Source organism: Paramagnetospirillum marisnigri, assembly GCF_001650715.1.
GTDB lineage: Bacteria > Pseudomonadota > Alphaproteobacteria > Rhodospirillales > Magnetospirillaceae > Phaeospirillum > Phaeospirillum marisnigri.
This window is the reverse complement of sequence record NZ_LWQT01000088.1, coordinates 120,323-143,697: the sequence shown is the minus strand read 5'-3', so window position 1 is coordinate 143,697 and position 23,375 is coordinate 120,323. Positions and strand designations below refer to the sequence as shown.

Genomic DNA, 23,375 nt, shown 5'->3' with positions numbered 1-23,375 from the left:
GGGTGGTTCGCTTAGTCACCACTGTTTCAAAAGATCGGGCTTGGCCCCACCCCCATATGGGAGTGCCGCCCGCCCCCGATCCTGGCAGGTTCGATTTCCTGGACCGGGACGCTTAGCGCCGCCCCTGATCCGTGCTATGACCGGCCAGGATCAAGCGATGGGCGGAGCATGAGCGAAGCGGATTGCGACAAGCCCCTGCGGTCGGGCTGGACCACCGGCGCCTGTGCCACGGCGGCGACCCGGGCCGCCTGCGCCGCGCTGTTCGGCGACGGCTTTCCCGATCCGGTCACCATCCGCCTGCCGCGTGGCGAAACCCCCAGCTTTCCCCTGGCCCTGGCCGAGAGCGGCGACGGCTGGGCGCGGGCCGGGGTAGTCAAGGACGCGGGCGACGACCCCGACGTCACCCATGGCGCCAGCATCATCGCCACGGTTCGCACGGGATCGCCGGGCGGCGGCGTGGTGTTCCGCGCGGGCGCCGGGGTGGGCACCGTGACCCGGCCCGGCCTGCCGCTGGCGGTGGGCGAACCCGCCATCAATCCGGTGCCGCGCCGCCTGATGATCGCCGAGGCGGTCGAGGCGGCCAGCCGTCACGGCCGCGCCGCCGATCTGGAGATCGAGATTTCCGTGCCTGGTGGCGAACGCATCGCCCTGGGCACCTGGAATCCGCGCCTGGGCATCCTGGGCGGCATCTCCATCCTGGGCACAACCGGCGTGGTGGTGCCCTATTCCTGTTCCGCCTGGATCCACTCCATCCAGCGCGGCATCGACGTGGCGCGTGCCTGCGGCCTGATCCATGTGGCGGGCTGCGCCGGCAGCACCTCCGAAAAAGCGGTGCTGGCGCTGCGCGGCCTCGCCCCCGAGGCCGCCGTCGACATGGGCGACTTCGTCGGCGGCATGCTGAAATATCTGCGCCGCCATCCGGTCGCCCGCCTGACCATCGGCGGCGGCTTCGCCAAGATGTCGAAGCTGGCGGCGGGGCATATGGACCTGCATTCCGGCCGCTCGCAGGTGGATAAGGGGCGGCTGGCCACCTTGCTGGAAGGCCTGGGCGCCTCGGCCGAATTGGTCGCCAGCGCCGCCAGCGCCCATACCGGGCTGGAAGTTCTGGACCTGGCCGAGGCCCATGGCCTGCCGCTGGGCGACGCGGTGGCGGTCGAGGCGGCAAGGGTGGCGCGAGGGGTGCTGGGGGATGTGCCGGTGGCGGTGGATGTGGTGGTGGTCAACCGCCAGGGGCGGGTGGTGGGTGATTCCCTGACCCGCTGATCCAGGCCAGGGCCTCCTCGATCCCGGCGACGGTGGCGGTTTCGGGCCGCCGGGGGCGGCGGCGCATCACCACCGTCAGGCCCAACTGGCGAGCGGCGACCAGCTTGGCGTCGTCGCCGCCGCTGTTCTTGCAGACCACGGTGTCGATGGCGCGATCTTGCAGCAAGGCGGCCTCGTCGGCGACGCTGAAAGGGCCGCGCGCCAGCATCGCCTCGGCCTGGGCGAAGGCGGGCAGCGGCTCGGGCGCCTCCACCGAGCGGATCAGGAACCATATCCGCTCCAGGATCGCGAAGAGCGCCACCTCCTGCCGTCCCACCGCCAGCAGCACCCGACGGGCAGAGTCCCGCAGGGCGGCGATGGCCTCGTCCCAGTCCTCGACCTCGTGCCAGCGATCCCCCGCTTGCGCCACCCAGGCGGGGCGCTCCAGACGCAGCAGCGGCACTGTGCAGGCTTGGCAGGCCTGAAAGGCGTTAAGTCCCATGCGCGCGGCGAAGGGATGGGTGGCATCGATTACGGCGGTGATGGCGTTTTCCCGCAGAAAGGCTTCCAGCCCTTGCGGGCCGCCGAAGCCGCCGATGCGGACCTCCCCCGGCGGCAGGCGCGGCGCGCGGGTGCGCCCGGCCAGCGACACCACCACCGCCAGCCCTGGCCGCCCGGCCAACCGTTGAGCCAGGGCATTGGCCTCGGCGGTTCCGCCCAGGATCAGGATGCGGCGGGTCATGGAACAGGCTCCGGGAGACGGAAAAGCTCTGGGCAGCATGCCTTTGGCCTGGGGACCAGGCAAGCAAGCCATGCCCGGGCGTCCGGGCGCCGGATTGACAGTACCGGGGGCTTCCTGTATCTCAAACATGAGAATCGATCGCAACAGCCAGCCTCAACAGGGAGTTGGCGCCGCCGAATCGTTATAGTATAACATTTTTGCTCGGCCCGAGCATCTGATGCCGCATTCGTGACCGCAAGGGGAATTCCATGACCGTCCAAGATCATACGCGCCGCCCATGGCGGCTGCTTGCCGCCGTCCTGGCCTTGCCCTTGGCGGTGGCCGCGCTTCCCGCCCTGGCGGACGAGGCGCCCGGCGAGGAGAAGGGCTTCTGGGAGCGCGAGAAGCTGACCGGCGATTGGGGTGGGGTGCGCTCGGACCTGGCCGACCGGGGGGTCGAGCTGACCGCCACCTATACCGCCGAAACGCTGGGCAATCTATCGGGCGGCATTCGCCGTCGCGCCGTCGCCGCCGGTCTGCTCCAGGGCGATCTCGACATCAACCTGGACAAGCTGGTGGGCTGGCAGGGCGCTAAGATCCACGCCACCGCCTTCCACATCCAGGGCCGCCAGTTGACACCGAATTTCATCGGCGGCCTGATCCCGGTCAGCAGCGTCGAGGCGGTTCCCGCCACGCGTCTGTTTTCCTTGTGGATGGAACAGGCGGTGCTTGACGACAAGGTCTCCCTGCGGTTCGGCAGCGTGCCCATGCAGGAGGAATTCTACACCAGCACCTACGCCACCTATATGGTCAACAGCGCCTTCGGCTGGCCCGCCATCTACGCCGCCAATCTGCCCTCGGGTGGCGGTGGCTACCCCCTGTCCAACATGGGCACCCGGCTCAAGGTGAAGCCCACCGACGAGATCAGCCTGATGGCGGCGGTGTTCACCGGCAATGTGGCGCCCGGCACCAATGTGGGCAACGATGCCCAGCGCCGGAACCGCAGCGGCGTCGATTTCAGCTTCGACAGCCCACCCATCTGGTTCGGCGAGGCCAGCTATTCCATCAACCAGGACAAGGATTCCACCGGCCTGCCCGCCACCTTCAAGCTGGGCGGCTTCTATTACAACGGCAAGGTCGCCGACCAGCATTACGACGAGACCGGCCTGTCGCTCGGCAGCGGCGCCACCACCAATATCGCCCGCAATCATCGCGGCAACTGGGCGGTCTACGGCATCGTCGACCATATGCTGTGGAAGCGCCAGGGCACGCTCGACAGCGGCGTCGCCGCCTTCTTCCGCACCACCGTCATGCCCGAGGACCGCAACCAGATGAATTTCTGGCTCGACACCGGCCTCAGCCTCAAGGGCACTTTCGAGGGCCGCGACGACGACATCGCCGCCATCGGCTTTGCCTATGGCAAGATGAGCGATGAACTGGCCGCCCGCGACGCAGACGCGCGGCGCTTCGGCACCGCTACCGCCCCCGACCATGATTTCGAGGCGGTGATCGAGGTCAACTACGCCTATGCCGTGACCCCCTGGTGGACCCTGACCGGCTTCGGCGAATACCAGTTCCATCCCGGCGGCAGCGCCACCCTGCCCACCAATGGCGCCAAGGCCATTCCCGACGCCACCGTGCTTGGACTGCGCACCGGGTTCAAGCTCTAACCCATTCCCCATGGGTGTCGGACGGCCGGACGGATTTACCCGTCCGGCCGTTTCCATGTGGATTTCACGCAATCTTCACCGGACAAGTCCGCCACCAATCCCTTAGCTGGATGGTCGCAATCCGATCTTCGGGGGATCACCGTCATGTCCGCTTCACGCATCGCCGCCGCCGCCCTGGCCCTTTGCCTGCCCGTCGCCGCCCATGCCGCCGCCGCAAAGGTGGTGTCGGTCGGCTTCACCGAAACCCCGGCGCCGAGTTCTGACGCAGACATGCTGCGCACCTACACCACCTCCAAGGCGGTGGTGACCTATGCCGATGGAAGCAAGGTCGACTATCCCCTGTCCTACAATGTCCTGTTCCGCAATATCGACAAGGTCGGCGCCGCCCCCCACGAGGCCGGACGCCTGTTCGATATGGACGGCAAGCCGCTGGTCGACCCCAATGGCGATGCGGTCATCGCCGAGACCCCCGACGCCAATTCCCTGCTGAAGGTGGGCAACCGCCTGTTCCTGGTCACCCATTGGGAATACGACTGGCTGCTGGGCAATGGCCAGGACACCGAGAAGGCGCCCGGCTGGCATGCCCGCATGCCCATGGGCATGACGCTGACCGACATCGCCCAGGACAAGGCCAGCGGCGCGCTGAAAGCCACGGGGCAACGGAGCATCGACTTCGCCCCGGTGGGGGGCTTGTGGATTCCGTGCTTCGGCTCGCAGACGCCGTGGAACACCCATCTGGGCTCGGAGGAGGACTACGACCTCTATTTCCTCCCCGCCTCGGGCGACAAGCTGAACCGCAAGGCCACCGATGGGCTGAAGGCCCTGAGCGAGGTCTATTTCAAGGGCCGCAAGCAGGCCAATCCCTATGACTACGGCTATCTGGTCGAGGTCAAGGTGAAACCCGATGGCTCCACCGCCGTGACCAAGCACTACGCCATGGGCCGCGCCACCTGGGAGATGGGCAAGGTGATGCCGGACGGCCGCACCGTCTACAAGGGTGACGATGGCGACCATACCTATCTGTCCATGTTCATCGCCGACAAGGCGGGCGATCTGTCGGCGGGCACCCATTACGCGGCGCGCTGGATCCAGGAAAGTGCCGAGGGCGGCGGCAAGGCCCGGCTGCAGTGGATCCGGCTCGGCCATGCCACCAATGCCCAGGCCAAGGCGCTGCTGAAAAAAGGCGTCACCGCCGACGCCATCTTCGACTTCACCACCACCGACAAGACTCCCGACTGGCAGGCCCAGGGCTTCCACCAGATCATGGCCGGGCATGGCGGCATCGAGGTGCTGCGCGTCAGGAAGGGCATGGAACAGGCGGCGGTGATCTTCGAGCCGCGTCGGCTGGCCGCCATCCGGGGTGCCACCACCGAATTCAACAAGATGGAAGGCGTCGCCGTCGACACCCGCGACCGGCAGCTTTACATCGCCATGTCCTATATCGAAAAGGGCATGACCGCCGAGCCGGGCGCACCCGCCGACCACATCCAGGTGGGCAAGGTCACCGCCGGGGGGACCTATCAGGTCGCCCTGTCGGCCAAGCAGAAGGACGAGCGCGGCCGCGCCATCGATTCGGCCTGGGTCGGCACCGTCATGCATGTGCCCCCCGCCCTGCTGGGCGAGGACATCAAGGCCGACGCCAAGGGCAATGTCGCCCATGTGGACAAGGTCGCCAACACCGACAACGTGTTCTTCTCGGACAGGATGCGGACCCTGTTCATCGGCGAGGACTCCGGCACCCACGTCAACAATTTCCTGTGGGCCTACAATGTCGACACCAAGACGCTGACTCGCATCATGACCTCGGCCTCGGGGGCCGAGAACACTGGCCTGCAGGTGGTCGACAACCTGAACGGCCATGGCTACATCATGGCCAACGCCCAGCACCAGGGCGAATGGATCAAGACCATGCCGAAGGAAGTCAAGGAGCGGCTGGCCGCCAAGGCCCGCGAGTTGCACGGCGTCAACGCCAAGGGCGCGCTCAACTACCAGCAGATCGCCCCGGTGGGCTATCTGGGCGGGCTGCCCGGGCTGTGACACGACGGGGCCTTGCCGTCCTGATCCTGGCCGCCGTCCTTCCCCTGGGATGGGCGGCGGGCGAAGGGCGGCTTCCCCTGCTGGGCGAGTATGTGGACCGCTCCATCCTGCCCAATCCCTATGCCCACATCCCCGCCCAATGCCATATCGAGACCTCGGGCGGCTTGCAGAACGCCTGCCGCTACTGCCACACCAACGGCCCCGCCGCCGCCGGTCTGGGCAATAATTCGCCCCAGGCCGGGGCCAGCCTCCGCCTGGGCAATCTTCAGGAAGACTACAGCTTCGTGGCGCTGCGCCATCCCTTCGTGGTCAATGGCAGCGTCAATCCCTGGACCAATACCCTGTTCCCCGCCACCCTGCGGGCCGAGTTGGACCGACAGGGACACAGGCCCGAGGACTGGGACATGGACGCCTGGATCAGCCAGGACAACTGGACTCCGGCCTTCGCCAAACGGCCGGGATCGGTCCGGGACTGGGACGCGGGGGTGGCGCATCCCCTGCGGCTGTTCCCGGCCCTCGATCCCGCCGACCTGCCCGCCTCGCCCCAGGACGGCTTCGTGCGCAGCCGCAAGCCCGGCAACGGGCTGTTCCAGGACGGGCAAGGCTTCATCACCGGCTGGCGGGCGGTGAATTTCTTCCCCTATGGCATCTTCACCCCACGCACCGGCAGCGTTTCCGGCATCTATATCCGCCTGCCGGAACGGTTCATGAAGGATGGCGACGGCCGCTTCGACCTGGGCGTCTACGCCGCCAATCTCGAACGCCTGCGCCGCGCCATCCAGGACCGGCTGGGGCCGGGCGAGAGCCATTACCTCGGCGCCGCCGCCGGAATTGCGGTGGAGCGCGGCCTGTATCCGCTGGGCACCGAGTTCGCCCATCCGCTCCATTACGTGGAGATCGGCCCCGGCGGGGCCTTTCCCGGCACCCGGGCGCGGCGGGTCAAGGAAATCCGCACTATGGTCAAGCTGCGGCCGTGGTCGCCCGATTATGGCGGTCCGGAATTCAAGGAAGAGGACGCCCCGGTCTACGGCAACGGCGCCGAGGGCTGGGTGGACAACGGCACCGGTTGGCTGATGTCGGGCTATATCGAGGACCGCGACGGCGCCTTGCGGCCCCAGACCCTGTCGGAACTGGTGCAATGCGTCGGCTGCCACAGCGGCAATACCCGGGCGACCGAGAAGGGCTACGCCGCCTTCACCGCCGGGACCGGCAACACCATCGACTCCACCTGGGCCCTGCCCCGCGCCCTGGACGGGGCGAGCGGCTGGCGCGAGATGGATTATCTCGGCTATGTGGCCGAGGGCGAGGCCGGGCGCGCCAGTCTGGGCGACCGTCTCAACCGGGCCAGTGGGCAGGGCGAGTTCCGCGCTTTCCTGGACAACGTGGTGGGGCTCAGCCTTTACGGCGACATACCCGAGGGCATCGAGCGCTTCCTGGCCGCCACCATCCGGACCCAGGCGGGCTATTCCCGCGACTGGCCGAAGCTCGATACCTCGTCCTCCGAAGCCTTCCTCGCCGCCCAGGCGGCGCGGCGCTCGCTGCTGCGTGAATTGACCGCCCTGGGCGGCCATCTCGCCCCCGACGGCACCCTGCGGGGCGAGCTACTGTATCCGTCGCGGGCCGAGGCGCTGGCGGCGGCGACCCGCTATCGCCAGGTGGTGGCGACCCAGCGCTATGATTTCGGCAAGGACGTCTTTGCCGACACACCCGTGACCTTCCGCCATTTCCGGCCGCGCGGCAGCGAATTGGCGCACCAGGACGGCCGTCCCTATGGCGAGGGCGAGGTCGTGACCGACCGCCCCATCGACACCGACTCCGCCAGCTTCACCTATGGCATCGGCATCGCCAAGACCCTGATTACCCCCGAGCCCAGCTACCTGCCGCTGCTGGGAGGCCCGCCAACGCATTGAATTGTGCGAACAAATCCTAATTTCACCTGGCGCGCCGAATTTAGATTTTCTCCACAAAGCCTTGCGGTTTTGATGATTTTCATCCAGCTTCTCTCCCGGGGGGCTTTTGTGGTTCGGGGTTCAGTGTGGAAGAGAAGGACTGTCACGACATCTTGCTGGTGGAGGATGACGCCGGAGATGCCGGTCTGGTGCGTATCGCCCTTCGCCGCTCACGCCATCCCTGTCGACTGCATCATGTCAAGGACGGCCGCGAGGCCATGGCCTTCCTGCGTCGGGGCGAGGGCCACGACCAGGCCCCCAGGCCCGACCTGATCCTGCTTGATCTCAACCTTCCCGGCCGCACCGGGCACGAGATTCTCGAGGAAATCCGCGCAGACTCCTTGTTGTGCAGCATCCCGGTGGTGATTTTGTCCACCTCGGGGGCCGAACGCGACATCAAGACCGCCTATGCCCTTGGCGCCAGTTCCTATGTTTCCAAGCCCATGGATGTGGAGGACTTCACCGCCGCCATCCATTCCATCGAGGATTTCTGGTTCGGCACGGCGCGGATTCCGTCATGAGTTCCCCCATCCGTGTCCTGCTGCTGGAAGACGATCCGGCCGACGCAAGGCTGGTGGGGCAGATGCTGCGCCGGGTCAAGACCACACCGTTCGAGGTGGCGGTGGTGGGACGCCTGTCGGAAGCGATCGACAGCCTGACCCGCAATCCGGACGGCTTCGACGTGGTTCTGGCCGATCTCAGTGTTCCCGATTCCACCGGCATCCATACCCTGGACCGCCTGACGGCGGTGGCGCCCCACCTGCCGGTGGTGGTGCTGACCGGCAATGACGACGACTCCGTCGCCCTGGATGCGGTCAAGCGCGGAGCCCAGGACTATCTGGTCAAAGGCATCGGCGACGCCTTCATCCTGTCGCGGGTGGTCCGCTATGCCATCGAGCGCAAACTGGGCGAGGCGGCGCTGCGCGAGGCCCGGGACAAGGCCGAGCAGGCAGCGCGGGCCAAGTCGGTATTCCTGGCCATGATGGGCCATGAAATCCGTACGCCGCTCAACGGGGTGCTGGGCATGGCGCGGCTGCTGCAGGAGACGCCGCTGGACCATCGCCAGCGCTCCTTCGCGGAGACCCTGGTCTCTTCGGGCGAACTCTTGCTGGGCCTGGTCAACGACATTCTGGATTTCGCCCGCCTGGACGCCGAGGGCATGGGGCTGGATACCGAACCCTTCGACGTCATCGACGCCATCGAGGAAGTCAGGCTGGTACTGGCGGCGCGGGCCGAGGAGAAGGGGCTGATCCTGACCACCGCTTTCGCCCAGGGTATCCCTCGCGTCGTGGAGGGGGATCGTCTGCGGCTGCGCCAGATCCTGTTCAATCTGGTGGGCAACGCCATCAAGTTCACCGATCACGGCCACGTCTCCATCCAGGTGGAACCGCTGCAGCCCTTTGGCCTGCGCATTTCTGTGGCCGATACCGGCATCGGTATCGACTCTGCGGCCATTCCCAACCTGTTCACCGAATTCTGGCAAGGCGACAGCGGCACGGCGCGGCGTTTCGCCGGAACCGGCCTGGGTCTCGCCATCTGCCGCCGCCTGGTGGAGCTGATGGGAGGCGATATCGACTGCGACTCCGTTCCCGGCCAGGGCAGCACCTTCCGGGTCAACCTGCCCCTGGCATCGACGGACCTTCCCGTCCGTCCGGGCGGCGAGGGGGCGGCGCGTCCGGCGCCCGGCCCCTGCCGGGTGCTGCTGGTGGACGACAACGAGGTCAATCTGGCGGTGGCGACGGGCCTGCTGGAACAGCGCGGCCATTCGGTGACCACCGCCTCCGACGGCATGGCCGCGGTGGCGGCGGCGCAAGCGGGCGACTTCGACGTGATCCTGCTCGACATGCGCATGCCGGGCATGGACGGCATCGAGACCGCCCGGGCCATCAAGGCCCTGCCGGGTGAGGCGGGCAAGGTCCCCATGTTCCTGCTGACCGCCAATCCCGTCCGCGAGGACGAGGCCCGCAGCCGCGAGGCCGGCATTCTCGGTTGCCTGGCCAAACCGTTCCGGGTGGATGATTTCGGCCGCATGCTGGCCGGGCTGGCCCTGGGGAGTGGCGAAGCCAAGGCCAAGCCCGAAGACAGGCCGCTGCTGTCACTGGCCGATCTCCGGGCCGACATGGAGGTCCTCGGGCGCGACCGCATGGTCGGTCTGGCCGATCTGTACTGCCGCTCGTCGGCGGCGGATGTGGCGGCGCTGGAGGCCGCCTGCGCCCGTCCGTCCTGGACCGATCTGGTCCAGACCGCCCACCGCATGGCCGGGGCGGCTTTCAGCCTTCATCTCGGCGGTTTGGCGGCCGCCTGTCGCTCGCTGGAGGATGCCGCCCGAACCGAACGGGCGGATTCGACAGCCCAGGCCGCCCAGGTCAAGCTTATCTGGACCCGCTCGCTGGCGGCGCTGGAAACCGCGCTGAAGGAGTAGCTCAGCCGCCGACCAGGCGATAGCCGACGCCATGCACCGTCAGGATGATGGTGGGATGACGGGAATCGGCTTCGATCTTGCGGCGCAGCCGCCCCACCAGAACGTCGATGGTGCGGTCGATCACCGCCTCGCCATCGTGCTGGGTCAAATCGAGCAACTGGTCGCGGGTCAGGGCACGCCCGGCATTGCGGGCCAGGGCGGCCAGGACGTCGAATTCACCCCGGGTCAGACGGACCGCCTCGCCGCCGGGCGAGGTCAACTGGCGGGCGTCGCAGTCAAGACGCCATCCCGCGAAGGAATAGATGCCGGTGGCCGAGCGTTCGGCGGCCATGGACGGCGCCACCCGGCGCTGCAGATTGCGGACGCGCACCGCCAATTCACGGGGATTGAACGGCTTGGTGATGTAATCGTCGGCACCGATCTCCAGGCCGACGATGCGGTCGGTCTCGTCCTGGCGGGCCGTGACCAGGATGATCCCCACCGATGACTTGGCCCGCAATTCACGCGCCAGGATCAGGCCGCTTTCATCGGGAAGATTGATGTCGAGCAGGACCACGTCGGGCAAGGCACGGGCCACGGCGGCCTTCATGTCCTTGGCATCGGCGGCCTCGCTGACCTGGAACCCGTCAGCCGTCAGATACGCGGCCAGCTTGGCGCGGGTGACGGGTTCATCTTCAACGATCAGGATATGGGCCTTCGTCGACACCGTGTTCTCCGGGTCAATGTCAGTGTTCATTGTTCATTTACAGGGTATTGGCGGCCAATTCAACCGCCGCCGTAATTCCATTACCAAGGGATCTGTATAAGAGACAGCATGATCACTGGGGACCGGCAGCGGAACAATGCCGGAAAACGGGGCAGCGGCAAAGTGACTGAAGACACATCTTTCCTGCAGCGTTTCGACGACGGTGCGTCCGCGCGGCTGGCCCTTCCCATCGGCGGGCTGCTGGTGGTGGTCGCCTGGGTCGGCGTGTGGTGGGATATGAATGCCGCATGGTCCTTCATTGTCGGCGCCTTATCGCATTTTCCCGGACTGGGAGAATGGGGTCAGGTGGCGGTCGCCGTCCTGGTGGTGGGCGGCATGGCGGCCATGGGCCTGTCCTGGATCGCCATGCAGCGTCGCCTGACCCGGCTTGCCGCCGAGCTTCGCGCACGGGATACCGAACTGGATGAAACCCGATCCCGGCTGCGGCGCCATGTGGCCGACCTTGAGCGGGTCGCCGAAGTCGCCTCGCATGACCTGCAGGAGCCTTTGCGCCGACTGGTCGCTTATGCCCAATTGCTGGAATCGCACCAGCGGGGCGAAGGGGACGACGAGGCCCGGCTGTATCTGACCCATGTCATGGACAGCGCCCGGCGGATGACCGCCCTGATCAGCGGGTTGCGCGCCTTCGTGGCGGTGGACAGCCATCAGCCCTCGGGCGAGATCACCTCGGCAAAGGACGCGATGATGACGGCGCGCAAGCGGCTGAGCGGAGTGCTGACCGCCGCGGACGCGGCGCTGGTGGTCGATCCGCTGCCCGAGGTATCCGCCGACCGCGCCGCCCTGGTGGAAGTGTTCCTGCAGCTGATCGACAACGCGGTTCGCTTCCGCGCCCCCGAGCGACGGCCGATCGTGCGGGTTTCCGCCCATCGCGAGGGACGGATGGTGCGCTTCGAGATTCGTGACAACGGCATCGGCATTGACCCGGCGCGGGTGGCGCGCATGTTCGAAATTTTCTACCGCCCCCATGACGCCAGGAATTCCTCGGTGGCCGGGATCGGCATGGGCCTCGCAGTGGTTCGCCGCCTGGTGGAGCGGCTGGGCGGCGATGTCTGGGTCTCCTCTGAATTGGGCAAGGGCAGTTGCTTCGGCTTCTCGCTGCCCGCCGTGATCGAGGACGAGAATACGGATCAGGAGGCCATGGCCGCCTGATCCGGCCGGTGCGTCCATCCGCGGCGATCCCCGAACCCCAAGGCCGCGGGTGGAATAAAAGGAGGGGAGAGTGCCCCCAACGCTCTCCCCTCCCGCACTCAGGACGTTCCTCCGTGGCCATCCCCGAACCCCAGCGCCACGGAGGGGCTTGGAGAGGGAGCGACCCCCAAACGCTCCCTCTCCTTCATTTTCTCACTGGCGTGACGCCATGAAAAAACCCCCGGCCCATCGGCCGGGGGTTGTTCTCGTCAGCAGCCTTGGCGTCAGGAGGCGCCGTGGCAGTGCTTGTACTTCTTGCCCGATCCGCAAGGGCACGGCGCGTTGCGTGGCGTGCCCCCCCAGGTGGCGGGATCATTGGGATCGACGATGGTGCTGCGGGGGCCGGTCGTGACGGTGGCCATGGCCTCGCCGGTGCCCAGTCCGGCGAAAGCCGGGTCCTCGCGGGTCTCCATGGTCCGTGACGGGCCGCGCGGCTCCAGCGCCTGTTCCGGGTCCTCGTCGCCGAAGCGAAGCTGGACATGGGCCAGCACCGAAGTCACCCGTTCGCGCAGGTCCAGCAACATCTGCTGGAACAGGTTGAAGGCTTCCCGCTTGTATTCGTTCAGGGGATCGCGCTGGGCATAGGCGCGCAAGCTGATGCCCTGGCGCAGATGATCCAGTTGCAGAAGGTGGTCCTTCCAGGACTGGTCGAGCAGTTGCAGCAGCAGGCTTTTTTCCACCATGCGCATGGTCTCGGCGCCGTAATTGGCCACCTTCTCCGCCATCTTGCGGTCGGCATGGTCGATGAGGCGGGCGCGGATTTCCTGGTCGGCGATGCCTTCCTCCTTGGCCCAGTCGGCGATGGGAAGATCCAGGTTGAAGACGCGCAGCACTTCCTCGTGCAGCCCGGCCACGTCCCACTGGTCAGCATAGGCGCGCTCGGGGATGCAGCGGGCGACCATGTCCTCGATGACCTCGTGGCGGAAGGCGACCACTTCCTCGGCCACCTCGTCGGCGGCCATCAGGTCCTTGCGCTGCTCGTAGACCACCTTGCGCTGGTCGTTCATCACATCGTCGAACTTCAGCAGGTTCTTGCGGATGTCGAAGTTGCGGGCCTCGACCTTCTGCTGCGCCTTTTCCAAGGCCTTGTTGATCCAGGGATGGACGATGGCCTCGCCCTTTTCCAGCCCCAGCTTCTGCAGCATGCCGTCCATGCGCTGCGAGCCGAAGATACGCATCAGATCGTCTTCCAGCGACAGGAAGAACTTCGACGCGCCGGGGTCGCCCTGGCGTCCGGACCGGCCGCGCAGCTGGTTGTCGATGCGGCGGCTTTCATGGCGTTCGGTGCCGATGACGTAAAGACCGCCCGCGTCGCGCACCTTGCCCTTGTTGACCTCGATCTCGGCCTTCAGCGCCTCGATGCGCTTGGCGCGCTCGGCCTCATCGGTGATGTCGGCCAGTTCCATGCGGGTGCGCATGTCCAGATTGCCGCCCAACTGGATGTCGGTGCCGCGACCGGCCATGTTGGTGGCGATGGTCACCGCGCCGGGCACGCCCGCCTGGGCGACGATATAGGCTTCCTGCTCGTGGTAGCGGGCATTGAGCACCTGATGGGGGATCTTCTTCTTCTTCAGCAGGTCGGAGAGATGTTCCGACTTCTCGATGGAGGTGGTGCCCACCAGAGCGGGCTGCATGCGCGAGCGGCATTCCTCGATCAGGGTGACGATGGCGTCGTTCTTCTCGGCGGCGGTGCGATAGACCTCGTCGTCGGCGTCCTTGCGGCTGACCGGCAGATTGGTGGGAATCTCCACCACTTCCAGGCCATAGATCTCGTGGAATTCGCCCGCTTCCGTCATGGCGGTGCCGGTCATGCCCGCCAGCTTGGGATACATGCGGAACAGGTTCTGGAAGGTGATCGAGGCCAGGGTCTGGTTCTCGTTCTGGATGGTGACGCCTTCCTTGGCCTCCAGGGCCTGGTGCAGCCCTTCCGAGAACCGCCGGCCGTCCATCATGCGGCCGGTGAACTCGTCGATGATGATGACCTTGTCGTTCTTGACGATGTAGTCGACATCGCGGGTGAACAGCTTGTGGGCGCGCAGCGCCTGATTGACGTGGTGGACCAGGCTGACATTGCCCACGTCGTAAAGGGCGCCCTTCATCAGACCGGCCTCGGCCAGCAGCTCTTCCACATGCTCGGTGCCGCGGTCGGTCAGGGTGACGGCGCGCTGCTTCTCGTCCTTCTCGAAATCCTCGGCCACCAGCGACGGCATGATGCGATCGACCAGGCGATAGAGGTCGGAATTATCCTCGGTGGGGCCAGAGATGATCAGCGGCGTGCGGGCCTCGTCCACCAGGATAGAGTCCACTTCGTCGACGATGGCGAAGTTGAAGCTGGCGCGATGGCACATTTCCTCCAGCCGGAACTTCATGTTGTCGCGCAGATAGTCGAAGCCCAGCTCGTTGTTGGTGGCATAGGTGACGTCGCAGGCATAGGCCTGCTGGCGTTCCAGATCGTTGAGGCCGTGGACGATGACGCCCACCGTCAGGCCGAGGAAGCGGTAGATCTGCCCCATCCAGTCGGAATCGCGCTTGGCCAGGTAGTCGTTGACCGTGACCACATGGACGCCGTTGCCCGACAGCGCGTTGAGATAGACCGCCAGGGTGGCGACCAGGGTCTTGCCTTCGCCGGTCTTCATCTCGGCGATGCGGCCCTGATGCAGCACCATGCCGCCCAGCATCTGCACGTCGAAATGGCGCTGGCCCAGGGTGCGCTTGGCGGCCTCGCGCACGGTGGCGAAGGCCTCGACCATCAGGTCGTCCAGGGTCTCGCCCGCGGCGACGCGCTGCTTGAAGATCTCGGTCCGTGCCCGCAACTCGTCGTCGGAGAGCGCCTCCAGCAATGGCTCCAGGGCATTGATGGCGTCGATGTGCTTCTTTAGCGGCTTGAGAATACGATCATTCGCGGTTCCGAAGATCCGCCGGGCAATGGCGCCGAACATAAGCTTCCTCGACGTGAGTGGCCGAGACCCCCGGATGGAGGCCCTTCGCGACCGGCAAGAGATAGAGGCAGGGCCGCATTCTGTCAATCTTCGCGGGCTGCCGGACCAGGGCAATCGGGTGAAGGAAACACATCCGTTTCCCCCCTCTCCCGCTTGCGGGAGAGGGTCGGGGTGAGGGCCTGAGGGCCGCGACTTGATGTCGAATGGCGCGCCGACGCACGCACCCTCACCCGTCTCGGCTTCGCCTCGCCACCCTCTCCCGCAAGCGGGAGAGGGAATGTCATCGTTCAGGCGGCGCGCTTCAGTGCTCCCGACATCTCTTCCAGCAGGTCGAGAACCTCGCGCGAGGCCTGGTTCAACCGCTCGACCTCGGCCATGGCGCCCTCGGTATCGCCCTGGGCGTGCAGATCAAGGGCGCGCTTGCCATGGGCATGCACCCGCTGGTGCGGCTCCTGCAGCGCCGTATAGGCGGGCAGACGGGTCAGGCGCTCGTCGACCAGATTGTCATACCACTTGCCCAGGCGGCAGGTGTGATGGTCCGACAATTGGGATGAGGTCAGGCTGTTCAGCCCCAGGATGCGGTCGAGGATAGAGCGCTTGAACCGCACATGGTCGTTCTTGGCCACCTGCAGCAATGTCTCGGCAGTGCCCATCTTGGCGAAATCCTCGGCCCGCTTGTCCAGGACCGTGGCCGCCTCGGCCATGGAGCCGATCACCTTGCTGATCTCCTCCAGATTGGTCTGCGACACCGTGGCGATGCTGGCCGTGGCCGACGACACCTCGGCGGCGGCGGCACTCTGCTGCCCCAGGATGGTGGCAATCTCGTGCATGCGCTGGGTGACACCGTCGATGCGCCCGGCGATGGCCTCCAGCCCGCCGGTGACCTCGCCCACCGCCCCCATGCCCTCCTCGGCGGCGGCGCGCGAACGGCGCATGGCGGCCTGGGCTTCCCCCATTTCAGTGGTCAGCCCCTGGATGCGGTCACGGATGTCGACGGTCGCCTTGGCGGTCTGGTTGGCCAGGGTCTTGACCTCGCCCGCCACCACGGCGAATCCCTTGCCCGCCTCGCCCGCCCTTGCCGCCTCGATGGTGGCGTTGAGCGCCAGCAGGTTGGTCTGTCCGGCGATGGCCTCGATCTGGTCGATGATGGCGGCGATCTGCCCCGAGGCCGCGCCCAGAGACTCGATCTTGTCGCCGACGGCCGCGACCGCACCGAGCAGCGAGTCCATGGCATGGCGCGCGGCGGCGGTGGCGGCGACGCCGCTCTTGGCCGCATTCTCGGCGTCGGAGGCTTCCTGGGCCGCGATCTCGGAGGATTCCGAGATGGTGTGAACCGAGGCCACCATCTCCTCGATAGCGCTGGCGATGGACTGGCTTTGCTCGGAGGACTGGCGGATCGAGCCAACCATGCGGGCCAGGACCACCCCCGCCTCGTTGCTCTGGATGGCGGCCTCGACCACGCCCTCAAGCTGCAACTGCATGCCGTCGCGCAGGTCCTTCTGCCCCGCTTCCAACTGCTCCATGGCCCGGGCCTGGGCCTCTTCCAGGGCGACGGTGCGGCGAACCTCCTGCTGCACCACCTCGACGGCGCGGGCCATGTGGCCAATCTCGTCGGCACGGTCCAGGCCGTGGACATCCACATCGAAATCACGTTTGGCGATGCGGTCCATGGCCGAGCTCATGGCCAGGATCGGCCGGGTGATGTTGCGGCTGAGCCAGGTTCCCACCGCCAGGGATACCAGAACCGCGCCCACCAGCAGCATGGCCATGATGCGATGGGCCTCGGCCAACTGGCTGGCGTAGTGGCTGGCATCCATGGCGATCTCGGCCACGCCCAGCGGCTTGCCGCTGTAATCCTTCACCGCCCGGGCCAGGACGGCGATGCGCCCGCCTGACGCATTCTCCTGCGCCTTCAAGACATCGCGTCCCTCCATGGCCGCGATGATCTCGGCCTCGGTCAGGTTGGAGGTGGCGATGGTCCCGGCGAACGGCTTGAACCCGTCCTTGCCCTTGACGTGAAGGGCGACATCGACGCCAAACGACGCCTTGAAGTCGGCGAAGAAGGGCTGGCCGAAACTGAGGCCGAATTCCACCGACCCCACATGCCGCCCCTCATCCATCAGCGGCATCAGCCCGCGCACCCCCAGTCCGGCGACCCCGTATTCCAGCCCCTTGGTCGATGTCCTGGTGGTGTTGGTCTGGACCACGGTCTGACGGATGGCGGACAGGTCGTCACCGAACTTGGCAGGGGAATGGACCCGCAGGAACGAGGTGGCGGGCGGCAGATGGAACTGGAACTGCTCGATGCCGAATTCCTTGGCCATGGCCTTGAACGGCGGCACCATCTGGGCGGCCAGGACGTCGCGCTGGCCACTGGCCACCAGATGCGGGACTCCGGGCAGATTGGCCACCAGCGCCGCCATGGCCCGCGCCTGGGAAGCCGATCCGTCGATGGCGTCCACCAACTGCTCGAAGCGGCCCAGCAATTCGCGGTGCTCCGCCTGTTCGATCAATGACGCGGCATGACGACTGGTGACCCATCCCATCAGCGCGGCGGTACCCACCGACATGGCGACCAGGGCGGTTCCAAAACGAGCGGCGATCCCCATCAGTCCTCAAGCCCCCTCGGCGTGGTATTTCGGCAAATCCGCAGTCCGGACCTACGAACATAGATTGAAATCACAAAGCTAAAGCTATCATTGGGACAATAATCACCAACCAATAGCCGTGCGCCTGGATCATTAGAAAACGCACATGCATTTTAATCAATAAAAAACTTATGTAATTGGTATCGGCGCCAGATCCGAGGGCTGAGTTGAAGCGCAAGGCTTGGGGAGTGGGCCTGGCTGGGGTATAAGAGGGCGCTTCCCAGCCCCCGGCCCCTTGGCGGAACTGGTAGACGCAAGCGACTTAAAATCGCTCGCCTTCGGGCGTGCCGGTTCGATTCCGGCAGGGGCCACCATCCGCACGGGATGACATGCGGAAAATAGACTCTGCCTCTATTTCCCACGCTCTCCGTGAACATCAAGCCGATCCACTGTCCGGTGAGCGGGCTTGATATTAAAGACCATTTGGTCCATATATTGAGCATGACACAGCAAACCTCACCGCGGATGCCGCGCGGCCGGCCCCGAGAGTTCGATACAGACGCTGCTATCGAGCGCGCCATGGGCGTATTCTGGTCGTGCGGCTACCATGGCACATCGCTTCCTGATTTGCTTGAGGCGACGAACCTCTCGCGTGGGAGTCTCTATGCCGCTTTTGGCGACAAGCACGGGCTCTTTTTGCGCGCCCTCGATCGCTATATTGACGATGCTTTGGCGCGGCTCGATAGCGAACTCGGTCCACGGGACAATGCCTTGACGGGTGTGCGAACCTGTTTGGCCGGTTATGTCGATCGCACCAGCGGCGTGGCCGGCAAGCGCGGATGCCTAGTGGTGGCAACCGCCATGGAATTGGCCGCCCATGACATCGAGGTGGAGCAGCGAATTCGCCGGTTCTTCAAGACTATGGAGACGCGGCTGACAGGGGCACTGGCGCGCGCGCAGGCAGCAGGACAACTGGCCGATGGCGTCGAGCCCGCGAGCGTCGCCCGCCTGCTGCTCTGCCTGGTCGAAGGCATGCGTGTCGTCGGCAAGACAGATCCCGACCGAGCGGCGTCGCAAGCCGTGGTCAAGACCCTCATCGACCGCTTCGCGAAGTAGCGCATCACATGGCCAGAGCATTGTTCGGGCACGCCTATATATGGACCAATCGGTCTCGAAAGGAATCCCCATGACTCCGACCCAAATCGCTTGCGCGGTGCTCGTGCCCCTGTTTTGGGGCGTGCAGTTCGTCGTCATCAAAGTCGGCCTGACGGCGTTTCCTCCCCTGTTCTTCGTGGGTCTGCGCTTCGCCGCCGTCGCGGTGATTCTGCTGCCGTTCGTTGGGCGACCGACCCGGCGCGAACTCGGGCCGATGATCGCCATCTCGGTCTTCTTCGGCGGCCTGAACTTCGCGCTGTTCTTCGTCGGGCTCGGGCAAGGACTGGCCAGCGTGTCGGCCGTCGCTCACCAGCTCTCAACACCCTTCACGGTTCTGCTTGCCTGGTCGCTTCTCGGTGAGCGGCCCACAACGCGCGTCATCATCGGCGTTGCTCTGGCATTCGGAGGCGTGGCGCTGACCGTGGCGGAGCCGAATGCCTCGGTAATGATCGTGCCGACCTTGCTGGTCATCGCCGCGGGCTTCGCCTGGGCGATCGGCAGCGTGCTCACGAAACGGCATGGCCCGTTCGAACCGCTGAAACTGATGGCCTGGATGTCGCTCTTCACCGTCCCCCAGGTCATGGCGACCTCCCTCGTGATCGAGCATGGCCAGCTAGCATCGCTCCATACGGCCAGCCTGACGGCTTGGCTGGCCTTCGCCTACACTGTCTTATTCGGCGCGGTGATCGGCTGGGGCCTTTGGTTCTGGCTGATCGCCCGGTGCTCGATGACGCGCATGGCGCCCTTCGCGCTGCTACAGACCGTCTTCGCGGTAGTCGCTGGGGTTGTGTTCCTGCACGAACCCCTGACCCCAACGCTCGTCGTGGGCGCCGTCATCTGCATCGCCGGCGTAGCCATCACCCAGAGCCGATCCTTCGCCCAGGCTAGCCCGCCGACAGCACCCCGCGCACCGATCGAGCCAATCCAAGAAGAATGTCTGTGAGCCGGTAATCTCCCTGTCAAGAACGGGAGGATTACCCACTTACGTGATGTAAGTTGGGGCCCGCGCTGGCGCAAAAAAGCGCGACGCAGCAACGACCGTGCAAACACAGAACCGTACACAGCTTGATCTTTGCGCAAATTTCTCTTGCAAAGACAACGTATTATATAAACACAGTTAACTTAAAATCGCTCAACTTCGGGCGTGCCGGTTCGATTCCGGCAGGCGCCATTCCCGCCGAGATGGCAAGCAAATGGGCTTCCCGGTTCATGATCCTATTAGATGAACACTGCGACAGCCGCCGAGCGGTGTGGGCGCGGTCGAGGGCTGGAATGATGCCATGTCCCTGCGTTCGGGCAAGACGCCCTATTCGGCCTCGATCCTGTCGCGCCCAGCTTCCTTGGCCCGGTACATGGCACAATCGGCCCGGGCCAGCAGCACGTCGCAATCGTCGCTGTCGCGGCGCAGGCTCGTCACGCCGACGCTGGCTGAATAGCTGAACCCGCCCTGATCTGTGCTGATTTCCTGGCTGCGGATCGCATCGAGAATGCGCGTCGCCACCTCGGCAGCCTGAGGCAAGGCCGTGTCAGGCAGCAAAACGAGGAATTCCTCGCCACCGAGCCGGGCCAGCAAATCCGACGCGCGCAACTGACCTTGGGTCGTGCGCGCAAAATTGACCAGGGTATCGTCGCCGGCGCCGTGCCCCCACCGATCGTTGATCCGCTTGAAATGATCCAGATCCACCGCCAGCAGAGACAGGGGCGAGCCGGTCCGTTGGGAGCGCAGGATCTCAACCGCCAGACACTCCATGAAATGGCGGCGGTTCGCCAATCCGGTCAAGGGGTCGGTGCGAGCCAGCTGTTCCAGCCGTCGATTGGCCTGTTCCAACGCCTGGGTGCGGTTCTGGACCTGAAGCTCCAGGCTTTGGTTGACCTCGAGCAGGGCGGCGACATGGGTCCGTCTTTCGCGGTCCAGGGTCTCCAGCATGCGGTTGAAGGCGTCTTGCAGCCTGCTCAGCTCGTTTTCCTCGGTCTGGTGCAGGTCGACGCGCCGATGACCCAGCGAATCCAGGTCGATGGCCGCCACGGAACCGGTCAAGTCGCGCAGCGGCTGGCCCAGCCTGCGACGGAAGGCCAAGATGAACAGGGTGGTCAGCGCCAGACTCTTGATCACAGCGCTAACCATGATCATCTGGAACCCCACCCTCAGACGCTGAAGAACAACGGAGTCGGCGGCAGAAAACGTGACACGGGCCAAATGAATGTCTTCGCCCGAAAAGTGGTAGGACACGTTGAAGGCGTGTTCGATGGTGGCCCCGATCAGCCCGGTATCATGGCCACGCCTGATCTCGCGCCCCGACTTGTCGGCGACCCGGACCGATGAGATCAGCGGAAGATCAGTGACGCCCAGCATCAAGGCGTCCAATTGCTCGCGGTTCAGCTCCCACAAAGCCCTTGCCAGGGCAGGATAAAAAGTTCGCTCCGCCCCTTCCAGTTCCTGTTGCACCATGGTCCTGGTATGGGCGTATTCGACGGCCATCTGGGTCAGCGTGACCAGTACGGTGATCGAGAAATAAATGGATAACACCGAGCGCAGCAACTGCCAGGACAACTTCTTCCTGTTAATCATCGCTTGATCTCGAAATACCGATCAATATAGCGCCGGTAAATGGCATCGTAGGTGCCGTCCTGGCGGATGGCGACCAAGCCACGATCGAAGTCGTCGCGCATCTTGGGATCGACGAAAGCGGTCTTGTAAGGGGTCGGCTCAAACAGATTGAAGGCTTCGTACTCGACCTTGCGATCGATCCGCCCCTCGGCCACCAGCTTTTCACGGTAGAACCGGAAGATGCCCTCGTCCATCACCGCCACGTCGATGCGGCCCAGCAACAGCATCAGGGCCTGGGTTTCCTGGTTGGCGATTTCCTTGTAGTGCGGGTTATTGACCATGGCCGTCCCGAAAGCCCCGCCGATATACTTGCTGGCGTTCTGAAAGGCGACGACCGTCTTATCCCCGAGATCCTCCACCCCCCGCACGCGCAGGTTCCGCTCCTTCAGGGTGAAGGCGAAATTGTGATACTGCATGAAATCGGCGGAATAATTGGCGGTCAGGCCCGAGTTCTCGCGGATGATCGCGGTGCCGTCGACACGCTTCTCGGCGAACATCTCGAAGCCCCTGCCAATCGGGACGTAAACCGGAGTGACGGTATGGCCGGAACTCTTAAGCGCCGCCTTGACGATGTCGATGACAATGCCTTCGCCACTTTCAAACACATAGGGTGGCGTGTAGGACGAAAAGATGATTTTGAGGTCGCGGGCCGAGGCCACGGCTGGCCAGAACAAAACCAAGCACAGCCATCCAACCACGACACGAAAAGGCATGCACACCTCCGAATCTAGCGGGGCACGCCCGCCCCCCTGCTTTTGGCTAGAAAGCCCGCCTTGAAAACCCATATCCGCAGACAGGGATTTATATTTGTAGGTCCTGATGTTCAGGCCGGCAAGCTACGACAAATTCTAAATTGAAACATTGTGTAAGACTCGCGCATTGGCCAAACACCCTTGAGTTCCCCAGAAACCGCTAAAGGATGAATTCCGCTCACCCGTCGCCACGGGCTTCTCGTTTGTCGCCGATCCCTCGGCCCGCCACTGTGGGACATCACCATGGAGGTCGAGATGACGGACAATCCGCGAAACAATCGCCCGATGATCCTGATGGGCGCGCCCCTCCCGGTTCCGGCGTGAGATCATGGAAGCCATCACCATCCCTTGCTGCGACGGCTACGACCTGCATGGCCATGTCTGGCACCCGGCCGCCGACCGGCCAAGAGCAGCGGTCATCATCAATCCGGCCACCGGTGTGCTGGCGCGTTATTATCACCGCTATGCCCGGTTCCTGAGCGGAGAGGGCTTCGCCGTCCTGACCTATGACTATCGCGGCATCGGCCTGTCGCGGCCCGAGCGGATGGCCGGAAGCGGGTTTCGCTGGCGCGACTGGGGCGAGTTGGATTTCGACGCCGCCGTCACCTGGACCCGCCACAGTCTGCCCGACGCCGATCTGATGGTGGTGGGCCACAGTATCGGCGGCTTCCTGCCAGGATTTGCCCCCGCTTCCCGCCATCTCCACCGCATGCTCACCGTGGGGGCGCAATACGCCTATTGGCGTGATTACGCGCCGGGCAAGCGGCTGGGCCTGGTGCTGAAATGGCATCTGGCCATGCCCGCCCTGACCGCGCTGCTGGGCTACTTCCCGGGGCGCAGGCTGGGCTGGCTGGAGGATCTTCCCGCCGGTGTCGCCCATGAATGGAGCTTTCGCCGCGCCCGCATGGAGGCCAGCTATCCCAACCGCGAGCGCCCTGCCCTCCTGGATCGCTTCGCGGCGGTGCGCGCCCCCATCCTGGCGGTGGGCATGGCCGACGACGAGTTCGGCACCCCCCAGGCGATCCGCAGGGCGCTGGGCTATTATCGGGGCAGCCAAAGGCGGCAGGTCCTGCTGGCGCCGTCCGACCTGGGCTTCAACGCCATCGGCCATTTCGATCTGTTCCATGACCGCCATCGCGACGGATTCTGGCGCCAGAGCTGTGCCTGGCTGCGCGATGGCCTCTGCCCCTGGTCCGTTTCCGCCTTGCTGCCGCCCCACGCCATGGTCGGATGAATCCACACGCGATGTGCGGCTTTGCGCCAGACGCGGGGCCATCATGCTTCGGTAGGGGGTGGACTCGGTCAGTCTCTTCATCATACCGTCCAGCCGGTACACCA

The 23,375-nt window shown here is 65.3% G+C and carries 16 protein-coding genes and 1 tRNA gene; 11 read left to right on the top strand and 6 right to left on the bottom strand.

The genetic code is table 11. The annotated features are described in order from the left end of the window. Positions 1–168: 168 nt before the first annotated feature. Complete coding sequence (locus A6A04_RS16665) at positions 169–1,263, top strand: cobalt-precorrin-5B (C(1))-methyltransferase (RefSeq protein ID WP_068494885.1); 1,095 nt, start codon at positions 169–171, stop codon at positions 1,261–1,263. Here the strand turns inward: A6A04_RS16665 and A6A04_RS16660 are convergent. Beyond that, entirely contained in the window at positions 1,220–1,984 is a 765-nt protein-coding gene (locus A6A04_RS16660) for a cobalt-precorrin-6A reductase (RefSeq protein WP_068494883.1), read from the bottom strand. The two genes, A6A04_RS16665 and A6A04_RS16660, sit on opposite strands and share 44 nt — an antisense overlap. A gap of 248 nt (positions 1,985–2,232) precedes the next feature. Here A6A04_RS16660 and A6A04_RS16655 point away from each other — a divergent pair, with 248 nt between their 5' ends. The 5 genes from A6A04_RS16655 to A6A04_RS16635 all read left to right on the top strand — a co-directional run bounded on the left by A6A04_RS16655 (position 2,233) and on the right by A6A04_RS16635 (position 10,041). Beyond that, positions 2,233–3,633 (top strand): carbohydrate porin, encoded by a 1,401-nt coding sequence (locus A6A04_RS16655; protein ID WP_245651257.1) that lies wholly within the window; start codon positions 2,233–2,235, stop codon positions 3,631–3,633. A 144-nt stretch (positions 3,634–3,777) separates the two neighbouring features. Then, positions 3,778–5,670: a PhoX family protein gene (locus tag A6A04_RS16650; protein WP_068494881.1), complete on the top strand. Its 1,893-nt coding sequence runs from the start codon at positions 3,778–3,780 to the stop codon at positions 5,668–5,670. Beyond that, a complete protein-coding gene (locus tag A6A04_RS16645; RefSeq protein ID WP_068494879.1) occupies positions 5,667–7,580 on the top strand; it encodes a hypothetical protein in 1,914 nt (637 codons plus the stop codon). Before A6A04_RS16650 ends, A6A04_RS16645 begins: the two co-directional genes overlap by 4 nt. 125 nt (positions 7,581–7,705) lie before the next feature. Next, positions 7,706–8,140: a response regulator gene (locus A6A04_RS16640; RefSeq protein ID WP_068494878.1), complete on the top strand. Its 435-nt coding sequence runs from the start codon at positions 7,706–7,708 to the stop codon at positions 8,138–8,140. After that, positions 8,137–10,041 (top strand): hybrid sensor histidine kinase/response regulator, encoded by a 1,905-nt coding sequence (locus tag A6A04_RS16635; protein WP_068494876.1) that lies wholly within the window; start codon positions 8,137–8,139, stop codon positions 10,039–10,041. The genes A6A04_RS16640 and A6A04_RS16635 overlap by 4 nt, the downstream gene beginning before the upstream one ends. A gap of 1 nt (position 10,042) precedes the next feature. On the opposite strand, the gene A6A04_RS16630 is transcribed toward A6A04_RS16635, so the two are convergent. Beyond that, the gene (locus tag A6A04_RS16630; RefSeq protein ID WP_156612658.1) at positions 10,043–10,747 is read right to left on the bottom strand and encodes a response regulator; all 705 of its coding nucleotides are present in this window, start codon (positions 10,745–10,747) and stop codon (positions 10,043–10,045) included. Between the two features lie 162 nt (positions 10,748–10,909). Between A6A04_RS16630 and A6A04_RS16625 the strand changes: the two genes are divergently transcribed. After that, complete coding sequence (locus A6A04_RS16625) at positions 10,910–11,956, top strand: sensor histidine kinase (protein ID WP_068495087.1); 1,047 nt, start codon at positions 10,910–10,912, stop codon at positions 11,954–11,956. Positions 11,957–12,219: 263 nt separating this feature from the next. On the opposite strand, the gene secA is transcribed toward A6A04_RS16625, so the two are convergent. Together secA and A6A04_RS16615 are read right to left on the bottom strand one after the other, a co-directional pair. Further along, positions 12,220–14,934, bottom strand: a complete 2,715-nt coding sequence (gene secA, locus A6A04_RS16620) for a preprotein translocase subunit SecA (protein ID WP_068494871.1) — start codon at positions 14,932–14,934, stop codon at positions 12,220–12,222. Between the two features lie 287 nt (positions 14,935–15,221). Continuing rightward, a complete protein-coding gene (locus A6A04_RS16615) occupies positions 15,222–17,543 on the bottom strand; it encodes a methyl-accepting chemotaxis protein (RefSeq protein WP_068494869.1) in 2,322 nt (773 codons plus the stop codon). A 268-nt stretch (positions 17,544–17,811) separates the two neighbouring features. On the opposite strand from A6A04_RS16615, the gene A6A04_RS16610 reads away from it, so the two are divergent. The 3 genes from A6A04_RS16610 (at position 17,812) to A6A04_RS16600 (ending at position 19,620) form a co-directional block, all read left to right on the top strand. Beyond that, positions 17,812–17,896, top strand: a tRNA-Leu gene (locus tag A6A04_RS16610). A 55-nt stretch (positions 17,897–17,951) separates the two neighbouring features. Further along, on the top strand, positions 17,952–18,638 hold the full coding sequence (locus A6A04_RS16605; protein WP_216636123.1) for a TetR/AcrR family transcriptional regulator: 687 nt from the start codon (positions 17,952–17,954) through the stop codon (positions 18,636–18,638). Between the two features lie 70 nt (positions 18,639–18,708). After that, positions 18,709–19,620 carry a DMT family transporter gene (locus A6A04_RS16600; RefSeq protein ID WP_068494868.1) on the top strand — a complete coding sequence of 304 codons (912 nt, stop codon included), beginning with the start codon at positions 18,709–18,711 and terminating at the stop codon, positions 19,618–19,620. A 363-nt stretch (positions 19,621–19,983) separates the two neighbouring features. Here A6A04_RS16600 and A6A04_RS16595 read toward each other — a convergent pair whose 3' ends face one another. Then, positions 19,984–21,246, bottom strand: a complete 1,263-nt coding sequence (locus A6A04_RS16595; RefSeq protein ID WP_082914996.1) for a GGDEF domain-containing protein — start codon at positions 21,244–21,246, stop codon at positions 19,984–19,986. Beyond that, positions 21,243–21,998, bottom strand: a complete 756-nt coding sequence (locus A6A04_RS16590) for a substrate-binding periplasmic protein (protein ID WP_172822798.1) — start codon at positions 21,996–21,998, stop codon at positions 21,243–21,245. Before A6A04_RS16590 ends, A6A04_RS16595 begins: the two co-directional genes overlap by 4 nt. A 367-nt stretch (positions 21,999–22,365) precedes the next feature. On the opposite strand from A6A04_RS16590, the gene A6A04_RS16585 reads away from it, so the two are divergent. Beyond that, positions 22,366–23,271 carry an alpha/beta hydrolase family protein gene (locus tag A6A04_RS16585; RefSeq protein ID WP_068494862.1) on the top strand — a complete coding sequence of 302 codons (906 nt, stop codon included), beginning with the start codon at positions 22,366–22,368 and terminating at the stop codon, positions 23,269–23,271. The last annotated feature ends 104 nt before the right edge of the window (positions 23,272–23,375 follow it).

Coding starts and splice junctions, on each gene's coding strand:
- A6A04_RS16600 (WP_068494868.1), top strand. CDS start 18,709: ATGACTCCGACCCAAATCGCTTGCGCGGTGCTCGTGCCCCTGTTTTGG.
- A6A04_RS16665 (WP_068494885.1), top strand. CDS start 169: ATGAGCGAAGCGGATTGCGACAAGCCCCTGCGGTCGGGCTGGACCACC.
- A6A04_RS16590 (WP_172822798.1), bottom strand. CDS start 21,998: ATGCCTTTTCGTGTCGTGGTTGGATGGCTGTGCTTGGTTTTGTTCTGG.
- A6A04_RS16595 (WP_082914996.1), bottom strand. CDS start 21,246: ATGATTAACAGGAAGAAGTTGTCCTGGCAGTTGCTGCGCTCGGTGTTA.
- A6A04_RS16655 (WP_245651257.1), top strand. CDS start 2,233: ATGACCGTCCAAGATCATACGCGCCGCCCATGGCGGCTGCTTGCCGCC.
- A6A04_RS16650 (WP_068494881.1), top strand. CDS start 3,778: ATGTCCGCTTCACGCATCGCCGCCGCCGCCCTGGCCCTTTGCCTGCCC.
- A6A04_RS16585 (WP_068494862.1), top strand. CDS start 22,366: ATGGAAGCCATCACCATCCCTTGCTGCGACGGCTACGACCTGCATGGC.
- secA (WP_068494871.1), bottom strand. CDS start 14,934: ATGTTCGGCGCCATTGCCCGGCGGATCTTCGGAACCGCGAATGATCGT.
- A6A04_RS16660 (WP_068494883.1), bottom strand. CDS start 1,984: ATGACCCGCCGCATCCTGATCCTGGGCGGAACCGCCGAGGCCAATGCC.
- A6A04_RS16635 (WP_068494876.1), top strand. CDS start 8,137: ATGAGTTCCCCCATCCGTGTCCTGCTGCTGGAAGACGATCCGGCCGAC.
- A6A04_RS16615 (WP_068494869.1), bottom strand. CDS start 17,543: ATGGGGATCGCCGCTCGTTTTGGAACCGCCCTGGTCGCCATGTCGGTG.